The organism is Deinococcus metalli (genome assembly GCF_014201805.1).
In the GTDB taxonomy this organism is placed as follows: Bacteria; Deinococcota; Deinococci; order Deinococcales; family Deinococcaceae; genus Deinococcus; species Deinococcus metalli.
This window is the reverse complement of record NZ_JACHFK010000009.1, coordinates 41,654-61,884: the sequence shown is the minus strand read 5'-3', so window position 1 is coordinate 61,884 and position 20,231 is coordinate 41,654. Positions and strand designations below refer to the sequence as shown.

Here is a 20,231-nt window from a genome sequence, read left to right as displayed (position 1 = left end):
CAGGGCCCGGATGACGTTCCCCGGCCCGTCCGGCGAGGGTCACGTCAGCGTCATGATCCTGCGTGTCCGGGCCGCCCAGTGATGCTGGGCGGCTCTATAACGTCCGGCCTCAGGGCGCCTGGCTGACCAGGGCGTCACAGGTGCCGGTGGCGACCACTTTACCCAGGCGCTCATAGGTCAGTTCGCCGCGCAGGGGGCTGGCGCCGGTGTGCGAGGCGACGCAGGTGTAGCTGATGCCGTCGGCTTCTCCCACCCAGCGGAAACGGACCACGCGGGTGGACGGATTGAAGTCCGCGACGGTGAAGCCCGCGCGGCTCTCCTCGAAGGCGGCGATCTGGTCGCGGGCATTCACGCTGCCGGTGCCGTTCGGAACGTTCACGAGGTCGCGGATGCTGACCGTACTGGTGACCGCGCGGCCGTCCACCAGACCGCTGACAGTCCACGTCTGCCCGACGACCAGCGGCCCGGCGCGGCGCGGCGAGGGGCCGTTCGCGTCGCGCTCGGCCAGCATGGCGTACAGCGGCGCGCACGCGCCCAGGAGCGGCAGGGTCAGGGCCAGGGGCAGCAGGGCAGGAAGACGCATGAGCGCAGCATACGGGCCTCAGATGAGCGGGCACACATGAACGCGCGCTCCCGTGAAGGCCTGCTTCGGGCTTCACATTCAGCCTGAGTCCAGGCCGCTCAGGTTGCCTTCGCCCGTCTCACTGAAGTCGTGAGGTTCCGGTCAGGTCATGGGCGGTATACTCGCGTGTCATGTTCCGTGTCCTGAACAAAATGTTTGATACCAACCAGCGGGACGTCGCGCAGATCGTGAAGACGGTCGTGCAGCCGGTCAACGCGCTGGAAGACGAGACGAGGAAGGTCGAGGATCTCGCCTCGGCCTTCATGGAACTGCGCCGTCAGGTGCAGAGCGGCGAGAAGACCCTCGACGACGTGGTGGTGCCGGCCTTCGCGCTGATCCGCGAGGCGGGCCGGCGCTCCATCGGCAAGCGCCACTACGACGTGCAGCTCATCGGCGGCTACGCCCTGCACAAGGGCCGCATCGCGGAGATGCGCACCGGGGAGGGCAAGACGCTGGTCGCCACCCTGGCCCTGGCGCTGAACGCCCTGGAGGGCAAGGGCTGCCACCTCGTCACGGTGAACGACTACCTCGCGCGGGTGGGGGCCGAGGAGAACTCCCTGCTGTTCCGCACGCTGGGCCTGACCGTGGGCCTCGCCAACCGCGAGCTTCAGCCGCACGAGAAGCAGGCCGCGTACGCCTGCGACATCACGTACGTCACGAACTCGGAACTCGGCTTCGACTACCTGCGCGACAACATGGCGCAGAGCCGCGAGGCGCTGGTGCTGCGCGCCGACACGCCGCTGAACTTCTCCATCGTGGACGAGGTGGACTCGATCCTGATCGACGAGGCCCGCACGCCGCTGATCATCTCCGGCGCGGCCGAGCGCGCCACCGACCTGTACTACGTGTACGCCAAGCTGATCCGCCGCCTGAAAAAAGGCCTGCCCGCCGAGCCCGGCGTGCGCACCGAGGCGACCGAGGATTACACCATCGACGAGAAGGGCAAGCAGGTGCACCTCAACGAGGCGGGCATCGCCAAGATCGAGCGGCTGCTCAGCCTGGGCGACCTGTACTCGCCCGAGAACATGGACAAGGCGCACATGATCACGCAGGCGATCCGCGCCGCCGAGCTGTACCACCGCGAGAAGGACTACATCGTCAACGCTGAGGGCGAGGTCATCATCATCGACGAGTTCACGGGCCGCTCGATGCCGGGCCGCCGCTACGGCGAGGGCCTGCACCAGGCCATCGAGGCGAAGGAGGGCGTGAAGATCGAGAACGAGAACCAGACGCTCGCAACCATCACGTACCAGAACTTCTTCCGTCTGTACACCAAGTTCTCCGGCATGACCGGCACCGCCAAGACCGAGGAAAAGGAATTCCTCGACATCTACGGCAGCGACGTGCTGGTGATCCCCACCAACCGGCCGGTGGTCCGCAAGGACGCCGAGGACCTGGTGTACCGCACCAAGCTCGGTAAATACCGCGCGGTGGTCGAGGAGGTGCGCGAGATGCACGCCTCAGGCCGCCCGATCCTGATCGGCACGGCCAGCATCGTGACCTCGGAGCAGCTCAGCGGGCTGCTGCAGGACGCACAGATTCCACACTCGGTGCTGAACGCCAAGTTCGAGGCGCAGGAAGCGAGCATCATCGCGCAGGCCGGGCGCAGCGGCACGGTGACCATCGCCACCAACATGGCCGGGCGCGGCACCGACATCAAGCTCGGCGGCGACGCGGAGTTCATCATCGGCGAGGCCATCGAGCAGCAGCTCGGCATCAGCCGCTTCTCGCCCGAGGCCGAGAACTTCATCAAGGCGGTCAGCCGCGACGATCCGCAGGCGATGGAGCTCGGCATGCTGATCCCCGGCATCACGCCCGAATTCATCACGCAGGCCCAGCAACTCCACCGCGACACCATCGCGGACCACGCCCGCGTGCGCGAGCAGGGCGGGCTGCACATCATCGGCACCGAGCGCCACGAGTCGCGCCGCATCGACAACCAGCTGCGCGGCCGCGCCGGACGCCAGGGCGACCCCGGCAGCAGCCGCTTCTACGTGTCCTTCGAGGACGACCTGATGCGCCTGTTCGCCAACGACCGCGTGGTGGCGATGATGGACCGCCTGGGCATGGACGACTCGCAGCCCATTGAGGCCAAGATGGTCACGGGCGCCATCGAGAAGGCGCAGGCGCGCGTGGAGGACCGCAACTTCAGCACCCGCAAGCAGCTGCTGGAGTTCGACAACGTGATGAGCAAGCAGCGCGACACCGTGTACGCCCAGCGCCGCGAGGTGCTGCTCGGGCCGGACGAGGACGTCGAGGAATCGACCGAGGGCATGATCGCGGACTTCGTGGACCTGCAGCTCGCCACGTACCTGCCCATCGACCAGAGCGCCGATACGTGGGACATCGAGGGCCTGCGCACCGCCGTGGTGGACGCCGTGCCGCAGCTGGAGGACTTCGACTTCGAGGGCCTGCGCGCCCACACGCCCGCCGACGCCCAGAATGCGCTGCTCAAGGCCGTCGCGGACGCCTTTGACGCCCGCCGCGAGGAGCTGAGCCCCACCATGCTCAACTCTCTGTCGCGCTACGTGCTGCTGCAGGTCGTGGACCAGCACTGGAAGGAGCATCTGCACGGCATGGACGTGCTGCGCCAGGGCATCGGGCTGCGCGGCTACGGCCAGCGCGATCCCTTCACGGAGTACAAGTTCGAGGCGACGAACATGTTCAACGAGATGATCGACACGCTCAAGGGCGAAGTCACCAAGTTCATCTTCCGCATGCAGTTCGGCGGCGCGGCCTAAGCGGCAGTCGGCACGGGAGAGGGCGGCCGTTCAGGCCGCCCTTGTGCGTGCACGCCCCCGCCGGGGGGGACCGCTGGGGGGCGTCCAGGACGCGGTTTTGTCAGAGTGGCGTCACCGTGTCCTGCCTACCGTGAGGCATGACGTTCTTCACCTTTCCTTTACCCGCTGCAGGGACAGGTCGGCACGTAGCCGGGTCGTCGCGCCATGTCCGCTGACTTCGGCCTCCACCTCGACTGGACCGGCCACGCGCTCCCCGCCGGGCCCCTCACCAGGGCCGCGCTGGCCCAGCCCTTCGCGGTCGGCCCGTGGCGCGCACAGCTCAGTGCGGTCGGCGTCCGGCCCGTTGTGTGCCCCGCATCGGACGTCGTGGCGCTCCTGCACGGTCAGGTGTACGGCACACCGGTGGCGGCGCTGCCGGCCCTGTACCGTCAGCACGGCGCGGCGCTGGGGAGGCACATCGAGGGCGCGTACACGCTGGTCCTCCTCGACCTGCGGCAGGGCACGGTCAGCGTGATCACCGACCCGTCCGGGTCGCACAAGCTGTACGCCGCGCACGACGGCGACCACGTGGCCCTCGCCACCCGCGCCGACTGGGCCGGGTTCCAGCCGCGGCCGCTCGACCCGGCCGGCGTCGCCGCGTACCTGGCGACCGGAAACATGTTCGGCGGCCTGACTCTGCACGCCGGCGTGCGCGCCCTGCCGCGCGCCAGCGTCACGACCGTGGAACGCACCCGGCTGCACGTGCAGGAGTACTGGAGCGTGTCGCCCGGCCCGCTGACCGGAAGCGTCACGGAGGACCTGACGCGCGAACTCGCGCACCTGCTGCGCGCCGCCACCGCACGCCGCGTGGCAGAGGCCGGCCCACGCGTGATCCTGTCGCTGAGCGGCGGCTACGATTCCCGCGGCCTGCTGAGCCTGCTGGCGTCGGGCGGCCCGGCCCTGCAGAGCTTCTCGTACGCGCTGGGCGACCAGACGCGCCGCTCCGACACCAGCGTCGCCGCGCGGCTCGCCGCGCAGTACGGCGCGCAGCACACCGTGATCGGCGCGTACGGCGGCGACCTGCCGAGCACCGTGCGCCACAACGCACAGTGGGGGCAGGGCGTCACGCACTTCTGCGACGAGGCCGACGCGTGGACACAGCTCGGCGCGCTGCGGCCCACCGACGTGTTCACCGGCGAGCAGGCCTTCGAGCTGTGCAGCCACCCCCTCAAGACCGTGCCGGAGCAGCTCAAGAACCACTACCTGACCGGCTTCGCGCCCCTGGCGTGGTTGCAGGGCCGCATCCCCGCCGACCGGTACGCCACGCTGGAGGGCGCGTGGCAGGCGGAACTGGACGTGATCACCGCCCGCACCCTGAACTGGGAGCACCCCGCCCAGCGCGACCTGATGCTGATGCTCGACCAGCACCTGCCGCACGTGCTGCTGCCGTGGCGTGAGCGCTTCGCCGGACACGCCGCCCGCGTGCACACGCCGTTCCTGGACACCGAGGTGCTGAACTTCCTGAGCCGCATTCCGCTGCCCGCGATGGCCGACAAGGCCCTGTTCCGCGCCGCCCTGCTGCACCTCGACCCGCAGCTGCTGCGCGTGCCCATCGCCGCCAGCCAGGGCTACGAACCCGACTGGAACGCCGAACTGATCGCGCAGCGCGCCGCTGTACAGGCCATGGCGGACCAGCCCAGCCGCATCGACGAGCTGCTGGAGCCGGGGCTGATCGCGGGGCTGCTGGACGACCTGACCCTGCCCTCGCGCCGGGCAACCCTGAAAGGCCACGTCCGCAGCCACCTGGGCCGCCTGCGCCGCACGCCGCTCGGCACGCGGCTGCTGGGCGTGCCGGGCCTGCGGATCGGCACGGTGGACCACGCGACCTTCCTGATGCGCCTCCTGACCCTGCGCGCGGCCGACGCGGTCGTCACGGCCCACCCGGCCCACGCCCGCCGTGCGGACCCCGGCGTGCTGAACGTGCTGACGGCGCCCGCGTACACCGCGCCCGCCGGAGACTGACGGTTCTCCGGCCCGGCCGGCCCTCGCCTGAAGGCGCCTCCCCGCAGTTGACGTCCCGGCAGCCGGGGTGGAATCGTCGGGGAACGCCGGCCCGGACGTCTCCGGGCGGTCCCGGAGGGCCTTCATGACCACGATCTCCACGACCCGCGCCGAGCAGGTCATCGCCTGGCGGCGCTGGCTGCACCAGCACCCCGAACTCTCCTTCCAAGAACACGCCACCGCTCAGTACGTGGAAGACGTGCTGCGCGGCTTTCCGCACCTGACGGTCACGCGCCCCACGCCCACCAGCGTCCTGGCCGTGCTGAAGGGGACCGCCGGACCGGGCCGCACGGTGCTGCTGCGCGCCGACATGGACGCGCTGCCCATCCACGAGGACACCGGCCTGGCGTTCGCGTCGCAGACGCCCGGCGTGATGCACGCGTGCGGCCACGACGGCCACACCGCCATGCTGCTCGGGGCCGTGCAGGACCTCAGCGCGCATCCCGAGACCCTGCACGGCGAGGTGCGCTTCATCTTCCAGCACGCCGAGGAACTGTTCCCGGGCGGCGCGCGCGAACTCGTGGACGGCGGCCTGATGGCCGGCGTGGACGTCGCGGTCGGCATGCACCTGATGAGCCCGCTGCCGGCCGGCGTGATCGTGCTGCGCGACGGCCCGCTGCTCGCCGCGCCCGACAGCTTCGACGTCACCATCCGCGGCAAGGGCGGGCACGCCGCGTTCCCGCACACGACCATCGACCCGGTCGTGATCGCCGCGCAGGTCATCCTGGGCCTCCAGAGCGTGGTCTCGCGCCAGCGCGACCCCGTGCAGCCGGCGGTGCTGAGTGTGACCACCCTGCACGGCGGCACCGCGCACAACGTCATTCCCGGCGAGGTCACGCTGGGCGGCTCAGTCCGCACCTTCGACCCGGCGCTGCGCGCCGCCATGCCGGAGCGTATCGAGACCGTCGTGAAGGGGATCACGGCCGCGTCGGGCGCCACCTACACCTTCGCGTACCACACCGGCTACGACGCCGTGAACAACGACCCCGGCGTGACGGCCACGCTGCGTGACGTGGCGGCGCAGGCCCTGCCGGACGCCACGCTGCACCCCGGCGAGCCCTTGATGGGCGGCGAGGACTTCAGCGCCTACATGGGCCGGGTGCCCGCGTCGTTCATCCTGGTCGGCGCCGGCGGCCCGGACGCCGCGCCGCACCACCACCCGAAGTTCGACATCGACGAGCGCGCCCTGGAGTACGGCATGCGGCTGTACGTCGCGGCGGCCCGGAGGCTCACGCAGCCGCAGTGAGCCGGGCCGCGGCTCAGGGTTTCAGGCCCGGCACGCTGTCGCGCCCGCGCGCCACGTCGCGCACGCCGCGCCGCCCGAAGGCGTGGGCCAGTTCGCGTTCCGCCAGCCGCAGCACGGTCGGGCGGCCGTGTGGGCACGCCCACGGGTGCTCGCACGCGGCCAGCGCGGCAAGCACGTCCTCGCCGCGCGCGTGGTCGAGCATGCCCGCCTTCAGGGCTGGGGCGCACGCCAGCCGCGCCAGCACGTCCCGGCGCGGGTCCGGCGAGTCGCCCAGCGCGGCCTCCACGATCTGCTCGTGCAGCCGCGGCACGCCCAGCGCGGCCAGGCTGGCCGGCAGGGTCCGCAGCCGCGCCAGGCCCGCGCCGAAGTCCTCCAGCGTCAGGCCCCAGGAGTGCAGCGTGGGCGCACGTTCGTGCAGCCGCGCGGTCTGTTCCGGGGTGAGGTGCAGCAGTTCGGGCTCGGGCAGCTCGACGGCGGGTGCCTCCGTCAGGCCGCGCGCCAGCCGCTCGTACAGGGCGCGTTCGTGGGCCGCGTGGGCGTCCACCACCCACAGGTCGCCCTCACCCTGCGCGAGCAGGTACAGGCCCTGGTACACGCCGACCAGGCTCAGCGCCGGGAAGGACGACCCGCCCGCGTCCCGCACGGGCGGCGGCGGAGCGCTCAGGGCCGGGGCCAGCCGGGCCAGCGGATGCGCCGCCAGCGCGGCCGCGACCGCCGAGCGCACGCGCGCCGCCACGCCCGGCAGGTCGGCCAGCGCGACCGTCTGCTTGGCAGGGTGGACATTCGGGTTGTGGTCGCCCGGGGCCACGGTCAGGTCGAGCACGCACAGCGGCGCGACGCCGGCGGGGAGCAGTTCCGCATAGCCCTCGATCACGGCCTTTTCCAGCTCCGGCGGGGCCTGCACGGGGCGGCCGTTCACGCTGAAGTGCATGCGGTCGCGCCGCGCGCGCGTGAGTTCCGGGCGCGAGACCACGCCGCGCACGCCCCCGGCTTCGACGGCCAGCACGCGGTTCGCGCTGACCGGCCCGTACACGCTCGCCACTGCGCCGCGGTGATCGGCGGGCGCGTGCGTCACGCGGGCCTCGCCGTCCACCGTGACGCGCCAGTGGACGGCGGGGTGGTGCAGCACGTAGCGGCCCAGCAGCGCCGTGATCTCGCGCACCTCGCTGGCAGGAGGCAGCTGCGTGCGCAGGCGGGCGGGCAGCGCCCCGAACAGCCCACTGACCGCGACAGTCGTGCCGGCCGGCGCCGACGTGCGGCCCACCTGCACGTCCTCGGCGTGGGCGTGCACCTCGGCCGCGCCCACCTGCGCGGCGGGCCGGGTCACGAGGTGCAGGTGACCCGCCTGGGCCGCCGCCCACAGCGCCTCGCCGCGGAAGCCCAGCGTCGTGACGCTCTCCACCGCGCTCACGTCCGGCGGGAGCTTGCTGGTCGCGTGCCGCACGGCCGCCAGCGCCACCGATTCGGCGGGGATGCCCACGCCGTTGTCGCGCACACGCACCACCCGCAGGCCGCCCTCCTCGACCTCCACCTCGATCCGGGTCGCTCCGGCGTCCAGGGCGTTGTCCACGAGTTCCCGCACCACATCCAGCGGGCGCGACACCACCTCGCCCGCCGCGATCAGGCGGGCCACGTGGGGCGGCAGGACGTGGATCACGCGCGCAGCGTAGCGCACGTCCGGGCGGCTGATTGGAGCGCGGATTCCGTCCTGGCCGTCCTACACGGCGCAGGCTCCGCTCAGGACCCGCCGTCCAGTGGGGCTGCCCAGATGTTGCGGAACTGCACCGCGCTGCCGTGGTCCTGCAGGACCAGCGGGCCGTCCGCGTCGGCCTCGGGCGCGCCCAGCAGCGTGCTGCCGCTCACGGGCACGTCGTCCTGCACCTTCTCGCCGTTGAGGTACACGGTCATGCGGGCGTCCTGCGCCTTCTCGCCGCCCTGCCAGCGCGCGGCGCGGAACAGGATGTCGTAGGTCTGCCACGTCCCGGCCGGCAGGGCCTCGTTGCTGGCGGCGTCCCGCTGGCCGTACACCGCGCCCAGGTCGTCCCGGCCGCCCAGCGCGGTCCCGAACGAGTCGAGGATCTGCACCTCATAGCGGCCCTGCAGGTACACGCCGCTGTTCGCGCGGTCCTGCTCCGGCACTCCGGGCCGCGTGACCGGCAGCTTGAACTCCAGGTGCACGTGCATGTCGCCGAACTCCTGCGCGGTGCGCACGTCGTTGCTGCTCGCGGCGTCGCCCGGCACGGCGGTGCTGCGCACGGTCATCACGCCGCCCTGGACCGGCCAGTCGGCGGGGGCGCCGGAGCGGGCCTGCCAGCCGTCCGCGCTGGTCGCGCCCGGACCCAGCAGCACGGTCGCGCCGGCCGGGGGAGGCAGGTACGCCAGCGGCCGCACGTCGATGTTGCGGTAGTAGACCTCGGCGCCCTCGGCCTGCAGGGCGATGCGGCCGGCCGTGAGCGGCGAGCCGTTCGGAGCGCGCAGACCCGTGACGCGCGCGGTCACCTGCCCGTCCACGACCTGCACCGCCTCGTCGCCCGACACGATGAGTTCCATGTCGTTCCAGCCGGCGGCCTCCGGCACCTCCGCCGCGCGCTCGAGGCGCTTGTAGCTCTGGGCCGGGAAGGTGGTGGTCACGGCCTCCCCGAAGGGGTCGTAGCGCAGTTCGCCGCCCGCGTTCGTGCCGGCCGTGGTGCTGAGGTTGGTGCCGTTCAGCGCCCACAGGTCGCCGGTGCTGCCCTCCATGATCTGGAACTCCAGCGAACTGGGCCAGAGGCCGTCCGGGCCGGTCATGTGGTACAGCACGCCCGCGTCGCGCGGCTGCTCCCGCCGCGGCGCGAAGGTCTTCGAGCCCCAGCGGTACTGCAGGCGCAGGCGGTAGTCGGCGTGCGGGGTGGTGGTCGCCACATACCCGAAATCGCGGTCCTGGGCGGTGACCGGCACGTTCAGGACGTGCAGCGCGCCGTCCTCCACCTGGAAGACGCGCTCGGGATCGTGGCCCGCGCCCTGCGAGGGAAACCATGTCGTCCAGCCGCTCAGGTCCGTGCCGTTCAGCAGCGGGGTCCACGCCGTCTGCGGTTGCAGCGGCGGTCCGGACGGGTCCGGCGTGCCCCCAGACGGAGCGGCGCCCCCGCACGCCGAGAGGGCCGCGCACAGCCCGAGCAGCGCGGAAACAAGTGCCGCCCGTGGGGGGCGTGCGGCGCGGTCGGGAGCAGGGTGATCGGTCATGGCAGTCCTCCGGACAGCGGCCGGGTTCCAGTCCCGCGCTCGTGTGCACCACTTTCGGGTGCGGGCACGGCGGGCAAGTGAGGGCACACCCAACCGGGCCGCCCCGCTCCTTTCACTTGACCCTCAGGCCACGCGGCCCGTCCCGCTCAGGGCAGGATCTTGCCGGGGTTCAGCAGGCCGCGCGGATCGAACAGCGCCTTGAGGCCGCGCATCACGTGCAGCGAGTCGCCGTGCTCCCGCGCCAGGTACCCGCGCTTGTGCAGGCCCACGCCGTGCTCGCCGGAACACGTGCCGCCGGCGGCCAGCGCCAGCTCCACCATGTCGTCGTACACGCGGTGGATGGCGGCCCACGTGGCAGCGTCGTCCGGCGGCGCGTGGAACAGCACGTGGAAATTCCCGTCGCCCACGTGGCCCACGAAGCTGGCGCGCAGACTGGCCGCGTCGCAGGCCTCGCGGGCCGCGCCCAGCACGTCCGGCAGGCGGTGCAGCGGCACGCACAGGTCGGTGCTCAGGCGCGCGTGGCCGGGGTACAGGGCGCTCATGGCGTGGTACGCGTGGTGCCGCGCTTCCCACACCTTCGCGCGCTCGGCGGCGCTGCGGGCGGTGTCCAGGTGCTGCGCGCCGGCGTCCTCGCACAGCTCCACGCACACGGCCAGCGTCTCCTCCAGGGCGCTGGCGCTGGGCGCGGCGAGTTCGATCCACAGCGTCGGCGCTTCGGGGTACGCCGTGCCCTCGTAGGCGTTCACGGCGTGGATCTCGTGCTCGTCGATGAGTTCCAGGCGCTCGGGTTGCAGCGCCGCGCCCATGACCATGACCGCGCACGCGGCGGCGGCCTGCACGGTGGGGAAGGTGCAGCGCACCACCACCACGTGCGCCGGCAGCGGCCACAGCTTCACGGTCAGTTCCGTGATGATGCCCAGCGTGCCCTCCGCGCCGATGAACACGTTTTTCAGGTCGTAGCCGGCGCTGGTCTTACGGGCCTTGCTGCCCGCGCGGATGACCGTGCCGTCCATCAGGGCCACGCGCAGTTCCAGCACGTTGTCGCGGGTGGTGCCGTAGCGCACCGCGCCGGTGCCGCTCGCGTTCGTGGAGGCCATGCCGCCCAGACTGGCCTCCGCGCCCGGATCGACCGGGAAGAACAGCCCATGCGGCCGGACCTGGCGGTTGAGCTGCGGGTACGTCACGCCGGGCTGCACGGTCGCCTGGAAGCCGCCGGGCTCTATAGACAGGACGCGGTTCAGCTGTGACACGTCCAGCGACAGCCCGCCCTGCACCGGAATCACCTGTCCCTCCAGGCTGCTGCCCACCGCGAAGGGCGTGACCGGAAAGCCGTGCTCGGACGCGAGGCGCAGGGCGTCCACCACGTCCGCCTCGCTGTGGGCGAACAGCACTGCGTGGGGCGGGTGCACGGTCGGGTGGCTCTCGTCGCGGCCGTGGGCCTCCAGGACCGGGGCAGCGGTGCTGAGGCGCTCTCCGTAGCGGGCGCGCAGGGCTTCCAGGGCAGCGGTGTTCACGGTGGACTCCTCCGCGCCGGATCGGGCGCTCGGTGCGGGATGGGCAGCACGCGGCCGGGCAGGCCGCACATTGTGCATGCAACCGGGTTGCATTCCATGCAACTCCGTCTTAACCTGCCCCCACAGCTTACAGCCTCACCCGGAGGAACCCCATGAAGACGACCCGCACCACGCTCGCCCTCGGTCTGTGCCTCCTCGTCGCCCACGCCGGCGCCCAGGGCTGTATGGCCACCATCCAGAAGACCGGCCTGAACATCGGCACCAGCCCCGACTACCCGCCCTACGAATCGCTGGACGCGAACAACAAGATCGTCGGCTTCGACATCGACCTGATGACCGCCATCGCCAAGCAGATGAACGTGAAGGTCAACGTGATCGGCCAGAGCTTCGACGGCCTGATTCCGGCCCTGCTGGCCCGCAAGATCGACATGATTGCCGCCGGCATGACCATCACCGACGAGCGCAAGAAGAGCGTGAACTTCAGCCTGCCGTACTTCTCCGGCCAGAACGTGATCGTGGTGCGCAAGGAAAACGGCGCCACCCGTACGCTGGCGAATCTCAGCGGCAAGAGCATCGCCGTGCAGATCGGCAGCGCCCAGGAGAAGCTCGCGCAGGGCGTCAAGGGCGGCAACGTCAAGTCCTACAACCTGTACACCGACGCCGCGCTGGCCGTCCAGACGCGCCAGGCCGACGCCATGATCGTCGCCCGGCCCGTCGCGCAGCAGTTCCTGAAGACCTACCCGGACCTGGCGATCACGGGCATGCTGAACAAGATCGATACCGGCCTCGCCATCCGCAAGGACTGCACCGACGTGCAGAACCGCGTGAACGCCGCGATCATCCAGCTGCGCAAGAGCGGCGAGATGGACGCGCTCGTCGCCAAGTGGTTCAAGTAAACCGGGTGTGAGGGGAGGGCGCTCTCACGCCGCGGCCACCCCTCGCGCTCGTCGCGCCGGCCCGTCCGGGGCTTCTCTCCCTGGCCGGGCCGCGCTGCTGCCGGTGGCGTTCGCCCGCCCCCACACCTTCTGACCTTCCCGACCCCTGGTGACGCATGGATTTCAATCTGATCTGGCAGAACCTCCCGTACCTGTTCCAGGGCGCGGCCATGACCGTCAAGATCACGGCGCTGTCGCTGGTGTTCGGGGTGCTGCTTGGCACCCTGGTCGCCCTGGCGCGGCTGTCGCCGCTGCGGTGGCTGTCGGCGCTGGCGCTGGCGTACATCGAGCTGATCCGGGGCACGCCCATGCTGGTGCAGATCTTCCTGATCTTCTTCGGCCTGCCGCAGCTGCTCCAGCATCCCATCAACGAGTTTCTCGCGGGCGTGATCGCGTTTTCCATCAACTCCAGCGCGTACGTCGCGGAGATCGTCCGCAGCGGCATCCAGAGCATCGCGCGTGGCCAGACCGAGGCGAGCCTGTCGCTGGGCTTCACGCCGACCGACACGCTGCGCTACATCGTGCTGCCGCAGGCGTTCCGGCGGGTGGTGCCGCCGCTGGTCAACGAGGCGATCAGCCTGCTGAAGAATTCCTCGCTGCTGTCCGCGATCGCCATCGTGGAACTCACGCGGGCCGCGCAGCTGGTGTCCAGCCGCACCTTCCGGCCCTTCGAGATGTTCCTGGCGATCAGCGTGATGTACCTGATCATGACCCTCAGCCTGAGTTTCGTGGCGAACCGCATCGAGAAGCGCTGGCGGGTGGCGTGAGCCGCGCCGCCGACCCCCATACGGCTGATCCACCGCTCCAACCCCGCATCGGCCCCCGACTGCGCGCGGCGCGCAAGGCCAAGGGGCTCACGCTGGAACAGCTCGTGGCGCTGACAGGGCTGGACAAGTCCTTCCTGAGCCGCATGGAACGCGACCTGACCAGCGCGTCGGTGGCGTCGCTGGTGAACGTCTGCGCCGCGCTGGGCATCCGGCCCGGCACGCTGTTCGACCCGCCCACAACGCACCTGATCCGCGCCGCCGACGCCCCGCCCGTGAACTTCGGCGGGCACGACGTGCACGAGGTGCTGCTCTCACAGGGCCTGGGCGGCGAGCTGATGGTGCTGCGCAGCGTCATCGATCCCGGCGGCTATGGCGGCGAGGAGCTGTATACCCTCGACGCCGAGGTGTCCTTCGTGACGGTGCTCAGCGGCCAGCTGGAGGTGATGGTGGAAGACGCCCACTACTTCCTCGGCGCGGGCGACAGCCTGACGCTCTCGTCGCGTATTCCGCACAACTGGCGCAACCCCACCCAGACGCCCACCGAGGTCATCTGGATCACGAGTCCCCACCCCTGAGGTGCCCGCATGACGCAAGACCCGATCATCCGCATCCAGGGCCTGAACAAGTGGTTCGGCGCGCTGCATGTCCTCAAGGACGTGAACCTGGACGTGCACGCCGGGCAGAAGGTCGTGGTGCTCGGCCCGTCCGGCAGCGGCAAGAGCACCCTGATCCGCTGCGTGAACAAGCTCGAGGACTTTCAGCAGGGCGAGGTCACGGTGGACGGCCACCCCCTCAGCCGCCTGAAGCGCCTGGAACCCGTGCGGCGCGAGGTCGGCATGGTCTTCCAGCAGTTCAACCTGTTTCCGCACCTGACCGTGCTGCGCAACGTGATGCTCGCGCCGATCAAGCTGCGCGGCCTGAGCGAGGCCGAGGCCCGTGACCGTGCCCTGACCCTGCTGCGCCGGGTGGGCATCGAGGAGCAGGCCGACAAGCACGCCGCGCAGCTCTCGGGCGGGCAGCAGCAGCGCGTCGCCATCGCCCGCGCCCTGGCCATGGAGCCCAAGATCATGCTCTTCGACGAGCCCACCAGTGCGCTGGACCCCGAGATGGTGGGCGAGGTGCTGGACGTGATGCGCGGCCTGGCAACCGGCGGCATGACCATGCTGGTCGTCACGCACGAGATGGGCTTCGCGCGCGACGTGGCCGACCGCGTGCTGTTCATGGACCGCGGTGAAATCCTGGAGGACGCCCCGCCCGCCGAGTTCTTCCGCCAGCCGAAACTGGAACGCACCCGCACCTTCCTGCACCGGGTCGCGCACCACTGACGCTTTCCCCGAGGTCCACGCCATGCCCCACTACGAACCCGCCGATTCCTTCGAGACGCCGCGCTTCACCGGCGTGCGGACCTTCATGCGCCTGCCGCACGTGACCGATCTGGACGGCGTGGATTTCGCGGTGATCGGCACGCCCTTCGACACCGGCGCGTCGTACCGCGTGGGCGCCCGCTTCGGCCCGGCCGCGATCCGCACCGCCAGCGCGCTCCAGCGGCCCTTCAACGCCGCGCAGAAGATACGGGTGTTCGACCACCTGTCCGGCGTGGATTACGGCGACCTGCCGACCGTGCCGGGCCAGATCGAGGCGTCGTACGACCGCATCGTGGCCGCGCTGACGCCGGTCGTGCGGTCAGGGGTCACGCCGGTGCTGCTGGGCGGTGACCACAGCGTCACGCTGGCGCACCTGCGCGCGGTGTCCAGCGTGCACGGGCCGCTCGCGCTGGTGCACTTCGACTCGCACAGCGACACCTGGGACTCCTATTTCGGCTTCCAGTACAACCACGGCACGCCCTTCAAGCGCGCTGCCGAGGAGGGCATCCTCGATCCGTCGGCCAGCATCCAGATCGGCATGCGCGGCCCGCTGTACGACCCCGAGGATCTGGACGTGGCCCGCCATCTCGGCTTCGAGGTGATCGACGGCTACGAGCTGCCCGCGTTCACGCCGGAATCCCTGGCCGAGCGCGTGCGGGCGCGGGTGGGCGACCGGCCGGTGTTCCTGACCTTCGACGTGGACTTCGTCGATCCGGCCTTCGCGCCGGGCACCGGCACCCCGGAGGTCGGCGGCCCCACCAGCCGGCAGGCGCTGGACTACGTGCGCGCGCTGCACCGTCCGGGGGTGGGCGGCCTGAACCTCGTCGGCTGCGACGTGGTGGAAGTCCTGCCCGCCTACGACCACGGCGAGGTCACGGCGCTGCTGGCGGCCACCGTCGCCTACGAACTCATCACGCTGCTCGCGCTGAACAGGAGGGACGGGCGCGCATGAGCCCGGTTCTGAAAAGCGTCCAGACCACCCTGGCCGAGGGCGTGATCGAGCTGGGCGTGGGGCACCCCACGCTGGACCTGCTGCCGCTGGACTTCATGCGGGAGGCCGCCGCGCACCGCTTCGCGCAGGGCGATCCGTCGTTCCTGCAATACGGCGCCGAGTGGGGTGACGGCGCCCTGCGCACCGAACTGGCCGCGTTCCTGACCGGCCAGTACGCCTTTCCCGTCGATCCGCAGGAGCTGTTCATCTCCGGCGGGGTGTCGCAGGCGCTCGACCTGATCTGCGCGATGTTCACGCAGCCGGGCGACACGATCATCGTGGAAGACCCCACGTACTTCCTGGCGCTGGACATCTTCCGGGGCCACCGCCTGAAGATCGTGTCGGTGCCGGTGGATGCCCACGGCCTGGACGTGGACACGCTGGCTGCGCTGGTGCAGCAGCACCGTCCGCGTCTGGTGTACATCATCCCCACCCACCAGAACCCGACCGGCGCCACCCTCACTGCCGAGCGCCGCGAGGCCCTGGTGCGCCTCGCGCAGGAGCATGACTTCCTGGTCGTGGCCGACGAGGTCTATCACCTGCTGACCTACGGCGATCCGCCCCCGCCGTCGCTGGCGGCGCACGTGGGCACCGGGCAGGTGCTCAGCCTGGGGTCGTTCAGCAAGATCCTCGCGCCGGGCACGCGGCTGGGCTGGATCAGCGCGCGGGCGGACCGGCTGGAGACGCTCGCGCGCAACGGCATGGTCGCCAGCGGCGGGGGCTTCAGCCCGCTGGGCAGCGCCGTGATCCGCAGCATGCTCGAACTCGGGCTGCTGGCCCGCTACGTCCAGGGCCTGCGCGACACCTTCCGGGAGCGGGCCGCCGCCCTGACGGACGCGCTGCGCTCCCTGCCGGTCACGTTCCAGGTGCCGCAGGGCGGGTACTTCGTGTGGGTGACCCTCCCGGATGGGCTGGACAGCGCCGCCCTGCTGGAGCGGGCCGTGCGGGAGGGCGTGCGCTACCAGCCGGGCAACCGCTTCAGCCCGGACCACACCCAGGGCGACAGGGCCCGGCTGTGCTTCGCGTACTACGCCGAGGCCGAATTGCGCGACGGGGCCGCGCGGCTGGGCCGGGCCATCGAGGCCAGCCGTCCGGGGAGCCATGCCGACACCTGACCTGCCGTACCTGAACCTCCGCGAGATGGAGGCCGCCGCGGCGGAGGTGCTGTCGCCCGCCGCGCTCGCATACTACGCCGGCGGCGCGAACGATGAGGTGACGCTGCGCGCCAACCGCGACGGCTACGCCGCGCTGCGCCTGCGCCCGCGCATGCTGGTGGACGTCTCGGCCATCGACACCTCGACCACCGTGCTGGGCCTGCCGCTGGACTTCCCGGTTGGGATCGCTCCATGCGCGCTGCACGGGCTGGTGCACCCCGAGGCCGAGGTCGCCACTGCCCGCGCCGCCGCGCAGACAGGCAGCGTGATGGCCCTGAGCACCATGAGCCACCGTACCATCGAGGACGTCGCGCACGCCGCGCCCGGCCGGCTGTGGTTCCAGCTGTACCTGTACCGCGACCGCAGCGTGAGCCGCGCCCTGATCCGGCGGGCCGAGGCGGCCGGCGCGCGCGCCCTGGTGCTGACCGTGGACGCCCCGGTCCTGGGCCGCCGCGAGGCGATCATCCGCACGCCGGTGCGCGTCGCGCCGGGCACGGTGCTGCCGAATGTCGGCCCGCGCACACCCGGCAGCGAGGGCCTGGACGACCTGAGCTACTTCGACACCCTGCTCGACCCGGCCCTGAGCTGGGCCGACCTGGCGTGGCTGCGCGCACAGACGACCCTGCCCATCATCGTCAAGGGCCTGCTCACTGCCGAGGACGCCGCCCTGGCAGTGGAGCACGGCTGCCACGTGTGGGTCAGCAACCACGGTGGCCGGCAGCTCGACACCGCCGTGACCGCACTGGACGCGCTGCCCGAGATCGCACACGCCGTGGCGGGCCGCGCCGAGATCTACCTGGACGGCGGCGTGACGCGCGGCACCGACGTCCTCAAGGCGCTGGCGCTGGGCGCGGCCGCCGTGTTCGTCGCCCGCCCGGCGCTGTACGGCCTGGCCCTGGCCGGCGAGGGCGGCGTGCGCCACACCCTGGACCTCCTGCGCGACGAGCTGCGGCTGGCGATGGCCCTGTGCGGCAAGACTCGCATTGCCGACCTGGGGCCGGACCTGATCTGGCGCGGGTAACTCCGCTCAGGAGGGGGCAGTTTCGGCTTCCGCCGTCCCGGTCGCCTCGCGCTGCCAGCGGTGCAGCAGCTCCAGCGCCTGCATGGGCGTCAGGCGCGACACGTCCAGCGTGGCGAGTTCCCGCACCAGCCGGCGGTCGTCGCCGCCCGCGTTCAGGGCCGTCAGCAGGCGTCCCGCACGGGCCGTGACCTTGCCCGGCAGCCCCGCCAGCCGCGCGACCTCCACGCCGTAACTGTGCCGCGCCGCGCCGGGTACGACCTGGTGGTAGAAGGTCAGGCCGCTGCCGCCGTCCGCGCGGGCGTCCTCCTCGGCGGCCACGTGCAGGTTCACCACGCCCGGCAGTTCCGCCTCCAGGCGTGTCAGCTCGAAGTAGTGCGTGGCGAAGAGGGTGTGCGCCCGCGTGAGGTGCAGGTGCTCCAGCGCCGCCTGCGCGATGGCGAGGCCGTCGAGCGTGCTGGTGCCGCGCCCCACCTCGTCCAGGATCACCAGGCTGCGGGCGGTGGCGCCGTGCAGGATGGCGGCCAGCTCGCTCATCTCGACCATGAAGGTCGAGCGGCCCCCCGCCAGATCGTCCGACGCGCCGATGCGGGTGTGGATGGCGTCGTACACCGGCATGTGCGCGTGGTCGGCCGGCACGAATGACCCGATCTGGTGCAGCAGCGCGCAGATTGCCACGGTGCGCAGGTACGTGCTCTTGCCCGCCATGTTCGGCCCGGTCAGCAGCAGCAGGAAGCGGCCGTCGTCCAGCGCCGCGTCGTTCGGCACGAATTTGCCGCCGGTGGCGCGCTCCACCACCGGGTGCCGCGCCTGCGTCAGCGCGATCATGGTCTCCGGCAGCGTGTGGGGCCGCACCCACGAGCCCTCCACCGCGAGTTCCGCCAGCGCCGACAGCACGTCGAGTTCCGACAGCGCCCCGGCTGCCGCCGCGAGCGCCTCGGCGTGGGCCGCGAGCGAGTCGCGCAGCTCCGTGAAGACCAGGGCCTCCAGCCGCGCCGCCGCCGCGTCCAGCCGCGCGATCTCGCGCTCGCGCTCGCGCAGGTCGGGCCGCGTGAAGCGCGCGCGGTCCTTCAGGGTCGCCACCTGCCGGTAGTCGGCCGGCACCTTCGACAGGTGCGCTCCCGTCACCTCCAGGTAGTACCCGAACACCGCGTTGTAGCTGACCTTCAGCGAGCCGATCCCGGTGCGCTTACGCTCGGTGGTCTCCAGCTCGGCCAGCCACGCCCGGTGGGCCAGCGAGCCGCTGCGCACCTCGTCCAGCTCGGCAGAAAAGCCGTCGCGGATCAGGCCGCCGTCGCCCGCGCGGATGGGCGGGTCGTCCACCAGCGCCGCCCGGATGCGCGTCACAACGTCCGGCAGCGCCGAGAGCCGCGCCCGCACCCCGCCCAGCAGCCCGGCCTGGCCGTCCAGCAGCCGGGTCGCCTCGGGCAGCAGGTCCAGCGTCCGGGCCAGGGCCGCCACCTCGCGCGGCGTGGCGCGGCGGGTCGCCACCCGCGCCGCCAGCCGCTCCAGGTCGTGCGCGCGGTACAGCAGCGAGCGCACGCCGGCGCGCAGGTCCGCCGCGCGCGTCAGGGCCTCCACGGCGTCCAGCCGCGCGCGGATGCTCAGCTCGTCCAGCAGCGGCGCGCGCAGCCACGCCCGCAGCCGGCGCCGCCCGCCCGCTGTGCGCGTCTGGCACAGGATGTCCATCAGCGTCACGCCCTGCGGGGACTGCGGCGTGAACACCTCCAGCGCGCGCAGCGCCGAGTCGGCCAGCCGCATGTGCGCGCCCGGCTCGAAGCGCACCACGCGGCGCACCATGTCCAGCTGCCCCTGGAGCGCCACGCGCGCGTATCCCAGCACCGCGCCGCAGGCCCGCACCAGCGCCGGCGTGTCCAGGGTACCGGGCACCTCGCCCAGCGCGGCCTGCACCTCTGCCCGCCCCTGCTCCTCCGCGAAGGTCGCCGGCGACAGCATCACCGGGAAGCGCGCCTGGAAGTCTGCCAGCAGCGCGCCGTTGCCCGCGAGTTCCGGCGCCAGCAGCACCTCGCGCGCCCGCCAGCGCGACAGCTCGTCGTACAGCGCCAGCCGCGTGTGGAACGCCGCGCAGCGGAACTCGCCGGTGCTGACATCCAGCAGCGCCAGCGCGTAGCCGTCGCCGGTCGCCACGGCTGCCAGGTAGTTCTCGTCCACGCCCAGGTGCCGCTCCTCGGTCACGGTGCCCGGCGTCAGGAGCTGCGTGACCTTGCGGTCGACCAGCCCCGTGCCCGGTTCCTCCACCTGATCCGCCACCGCCACGCACACGCCCGCCGCAAGCAGCTTCTCGACGTTTCCGTCGAGCGCCCGCAGCGGAATGCCGGCCATGGGCGTGCTGAAGTCCTTGCTGCTCTTGTGCGTCAGCGCCAGGCCCAGCAGCCGCGCGGCCCGCTCGGCGTCCTCCCCGAAGGTCTCGTAGAAGTCGCCCACCTGGAACAGCAGCAGCGCGTGTGGGAGCTGCGCCGCGACCTCGTCCCGCATCTTCACGTACTGCTCCAGCATGGGCGGCAGGGCGCCGTGACCGGTGCCTTTCAGGACGCTCTGCGCTCGCTGGGGCCGCATAGGGAAAAAGCATAGCGCGGAGCCGGAAATGGGCGCGGGG

Annotated in this window: 15 protein-coding genes; 10 read left to right on the top strand and 5 right to left on the bottom strand. The window is 71.7% G+C overall.

All coding sequences use genetic code 11. The features are described from left to right. Positions 1-109 precede the first annotated feature (109 nt). Entirely contained in the window at positions 110-583 is a 474-nt protein-coding gene (locus tag HNQ07_RS16475; RefSeq protein WP_184113766.1) for a hypothetical protein, read from the bottom strand. 170 nt (positions 584-753) lie between these two features. On the opposite strand from HNQ07_RS16475, the gene secA reads away from it, so the two are divergent. The 3 genes from secA (at position 754) to HNQ07_RS16460 (ending at position 6,649) form a co-directional block, all read left to right on the top strand. Further along, positions 754-3,363 (top strand): preprotein translocase subunit SecA, encoded by a 2,610-nt coding sequence (gene secA / locus HNQ07_RS16470; RefSeq protein ID WP_184113764.1) that lies wholly within the window; start codon positions 754-756, stop codon positions 3,361-3,363. A 204-nt stretch (positions 3,364-3,567) separates the two neighbouring features. Continuing rightward, positions 3,568-5,364: an asparagine synthase-related protein gene (locus HNQ07_RS16465; RefSeq protein WP_184113762.1), complete on the top strand. Its 1,797-nt coding sequence runs from the start codon at positions 3,568-3,570 to the stop codon at positions 5,362-5,364. Between the two features lie 124 nt (positions 5,365-5,488). After that, the gene (locus HNQ07_RS16460) at positions 5,489-6,649 is read left to right on the top strand and encodes an amidohydrolase (protein WP_184113760.1); all 1,161 of its coding nucleotides are present in this window, start codon (positions 5,489-5,491) and stop codon (positions 6,647-6,649) included. Positions 6,650-6,662: 13 nt separating this feature from the next. On the opposite strand, the gene mutL is transcribed toward HNQ07_RS16460, so the two are convergent. The 3 genes from mutL to HNQ07_RS16445 all read right to left on the bottom strand — a co-directional run bounded on the left by mutL (position 6,663) and on the right by HNQ07_RS16445 (position 11,385). Continuing rightward, a complete protein-coding gene (gene mutL / locus HNQ07_RS16455; RefSeq protein ID WP_229832139.1) occupies positions 6,663-8,306 on the bottom strand; it encodes a DNA mismatch repair endonuclease MutL in 1,644 nt (547 codons plus the stop codon). An 80-nt stretch (positions 8,307-8,386) separates the two neighbouring features. Continuing rightward, on the bottom strand, positions 8,387-9,871 hold the full coding sequence (locus HNQ07_RS16450; protein WP_184113758.1) for a 3-keto-disaccharide hydrolase: 1,485 nt from the start codon (positions 9,869-9,871) through the stop codon (positions 8,387-8,389). Between the two features lie 146 nt (positions 9,872-10,017). Further along, positions 10,018-11,385 (bottom strand): FAD-binding oxidoreductase, encoded by a 1,368-nt coding sequence (locus HNQ07_RS16445; RefSeq protein WP_229832140.1) that lies wholly within the window; start codon positions 11,383-11,385, stop codon positions 10,018-10,020. Positions 11,386-11,537: 152 nt separating this feature from the next. Here HNQ07_RS16445 and HNQ07_RS16440 point away from each other — a divergent pair, with 152 nt between their 5' ends. The 7 genes from HNQ07_RS16440 to HNQ07_RS16410 all read left to right on the top strand — a co-directional run bounded on the left by HNQ07_RS16440 (position 11,538) and on the right by HNQ07_RS16410 (position 17,617). Further along, positions 11,538-12,281 (top strand): basic amino acid ABC transporter substrate-binding protein, encoded by a 744-nt coding sequence (locus tag HNQ07_RS16440; protein ID WP_184113754.1) that lies wholly within the window; start codon positions 11,538-11,540, stop codon positions 12,279-12,281. Positions 12,282-12,436: 155 nt separating this feature from the next. Then, on the top strand, positions 12,437-13,087 hold the full coding sequence (locus HNQ07_RS16435; protein ID WP_184113753.1) for an amino acid ABC transporter permease: 651 nt from the start codon (positions 12,437-12,439) through the stop codon (positions 13,085-13,087). After that, positions 13,084-13,662 carry a helix-turn-helix domain-containing protein gene (locus tag HNQ07_RS16430; protein ID WP_184113752.1) on the top strand — a complete coding sequence of 193 codons (579 nt, stop codon included), beginning with the start codon at positions 13,084-13,086 and terminating at the stop codon, positions 13,660-13,662. The genes HNQ07_RS16435 and HNQ07_RS16430 overlap by 4 nt, the downstream gene beginning before the upstream one ends. A gap of 9 nt (positions 13,663-13,671) precedes the next feature. Further along, a complete protein-coding gene (locus tag HNQ07_RS16425; RefSeq protein ID WP_221275140.1) occupies positions 13,672-14,412 on the top strand; it encodes an amino acid ABC transporter ATP-binding protein in 741 nt (246 codons plus the stop codon). A 22-nt stretch (positions 14,413-14,434) separates the two neighbouring features. Continuing rightward, entirely contained in the window at positions 14,435-15,403 is a 969-nt protein-coding gene (speB, locus tag HNQ07_RS16420; RefSeq protein WP_184113751.1) for an agmatinase, read from the top strand. Next, positions 15,400-16,557 (top strand): aminotransferase-like domain-containing protein, encoded by a 1,158-nt coding sequence (locus HNQ07_RS16415; RefSeq protein WP_184113750.1) that lies wholly within the window; start codon positions 15,400-15,402, stop codon positions 16,555-16,557. Before speB ends, HNQ07_RS16415 begins: the two co-directional genes overlap by 4 nt. After that, the gene (locus HNQ07_RS16410; RefSeq protein ID WP_184113749.1) at positions 16,544-17,617 is read left to right on the top strand and encodes an alpha-hydroxy acid oxidase; all 1,074 of its coding nucleotides are present in this window, start codon (positions 16,544-16,546) and stop codon (positions 17,615-17,617) included. Before HNQ07_RS16415 ends, HNQ07_RS16410 begins: the two co-directional genes overlap by 14 nt. 6 nt (positions 17,618-17,623) lie before the next feature. Here HNQ07_RS16410 and mutS read toward each other — a convergent pair whose 3' ends face one another. Continuing rightward, positions 17,624-20,191, bottom strand: a complete 2,568-nt coding sequence (mutS, locus tag HNQ07_RS16405) for a DNA mismatch repair protein MutS (protein WP_229832142.1) — start codon at positions 20,189-20,191, stop codon at positions 17,624-17,626. Positions 20,192-20,231 lie beyond the last annotated feature (40 nt).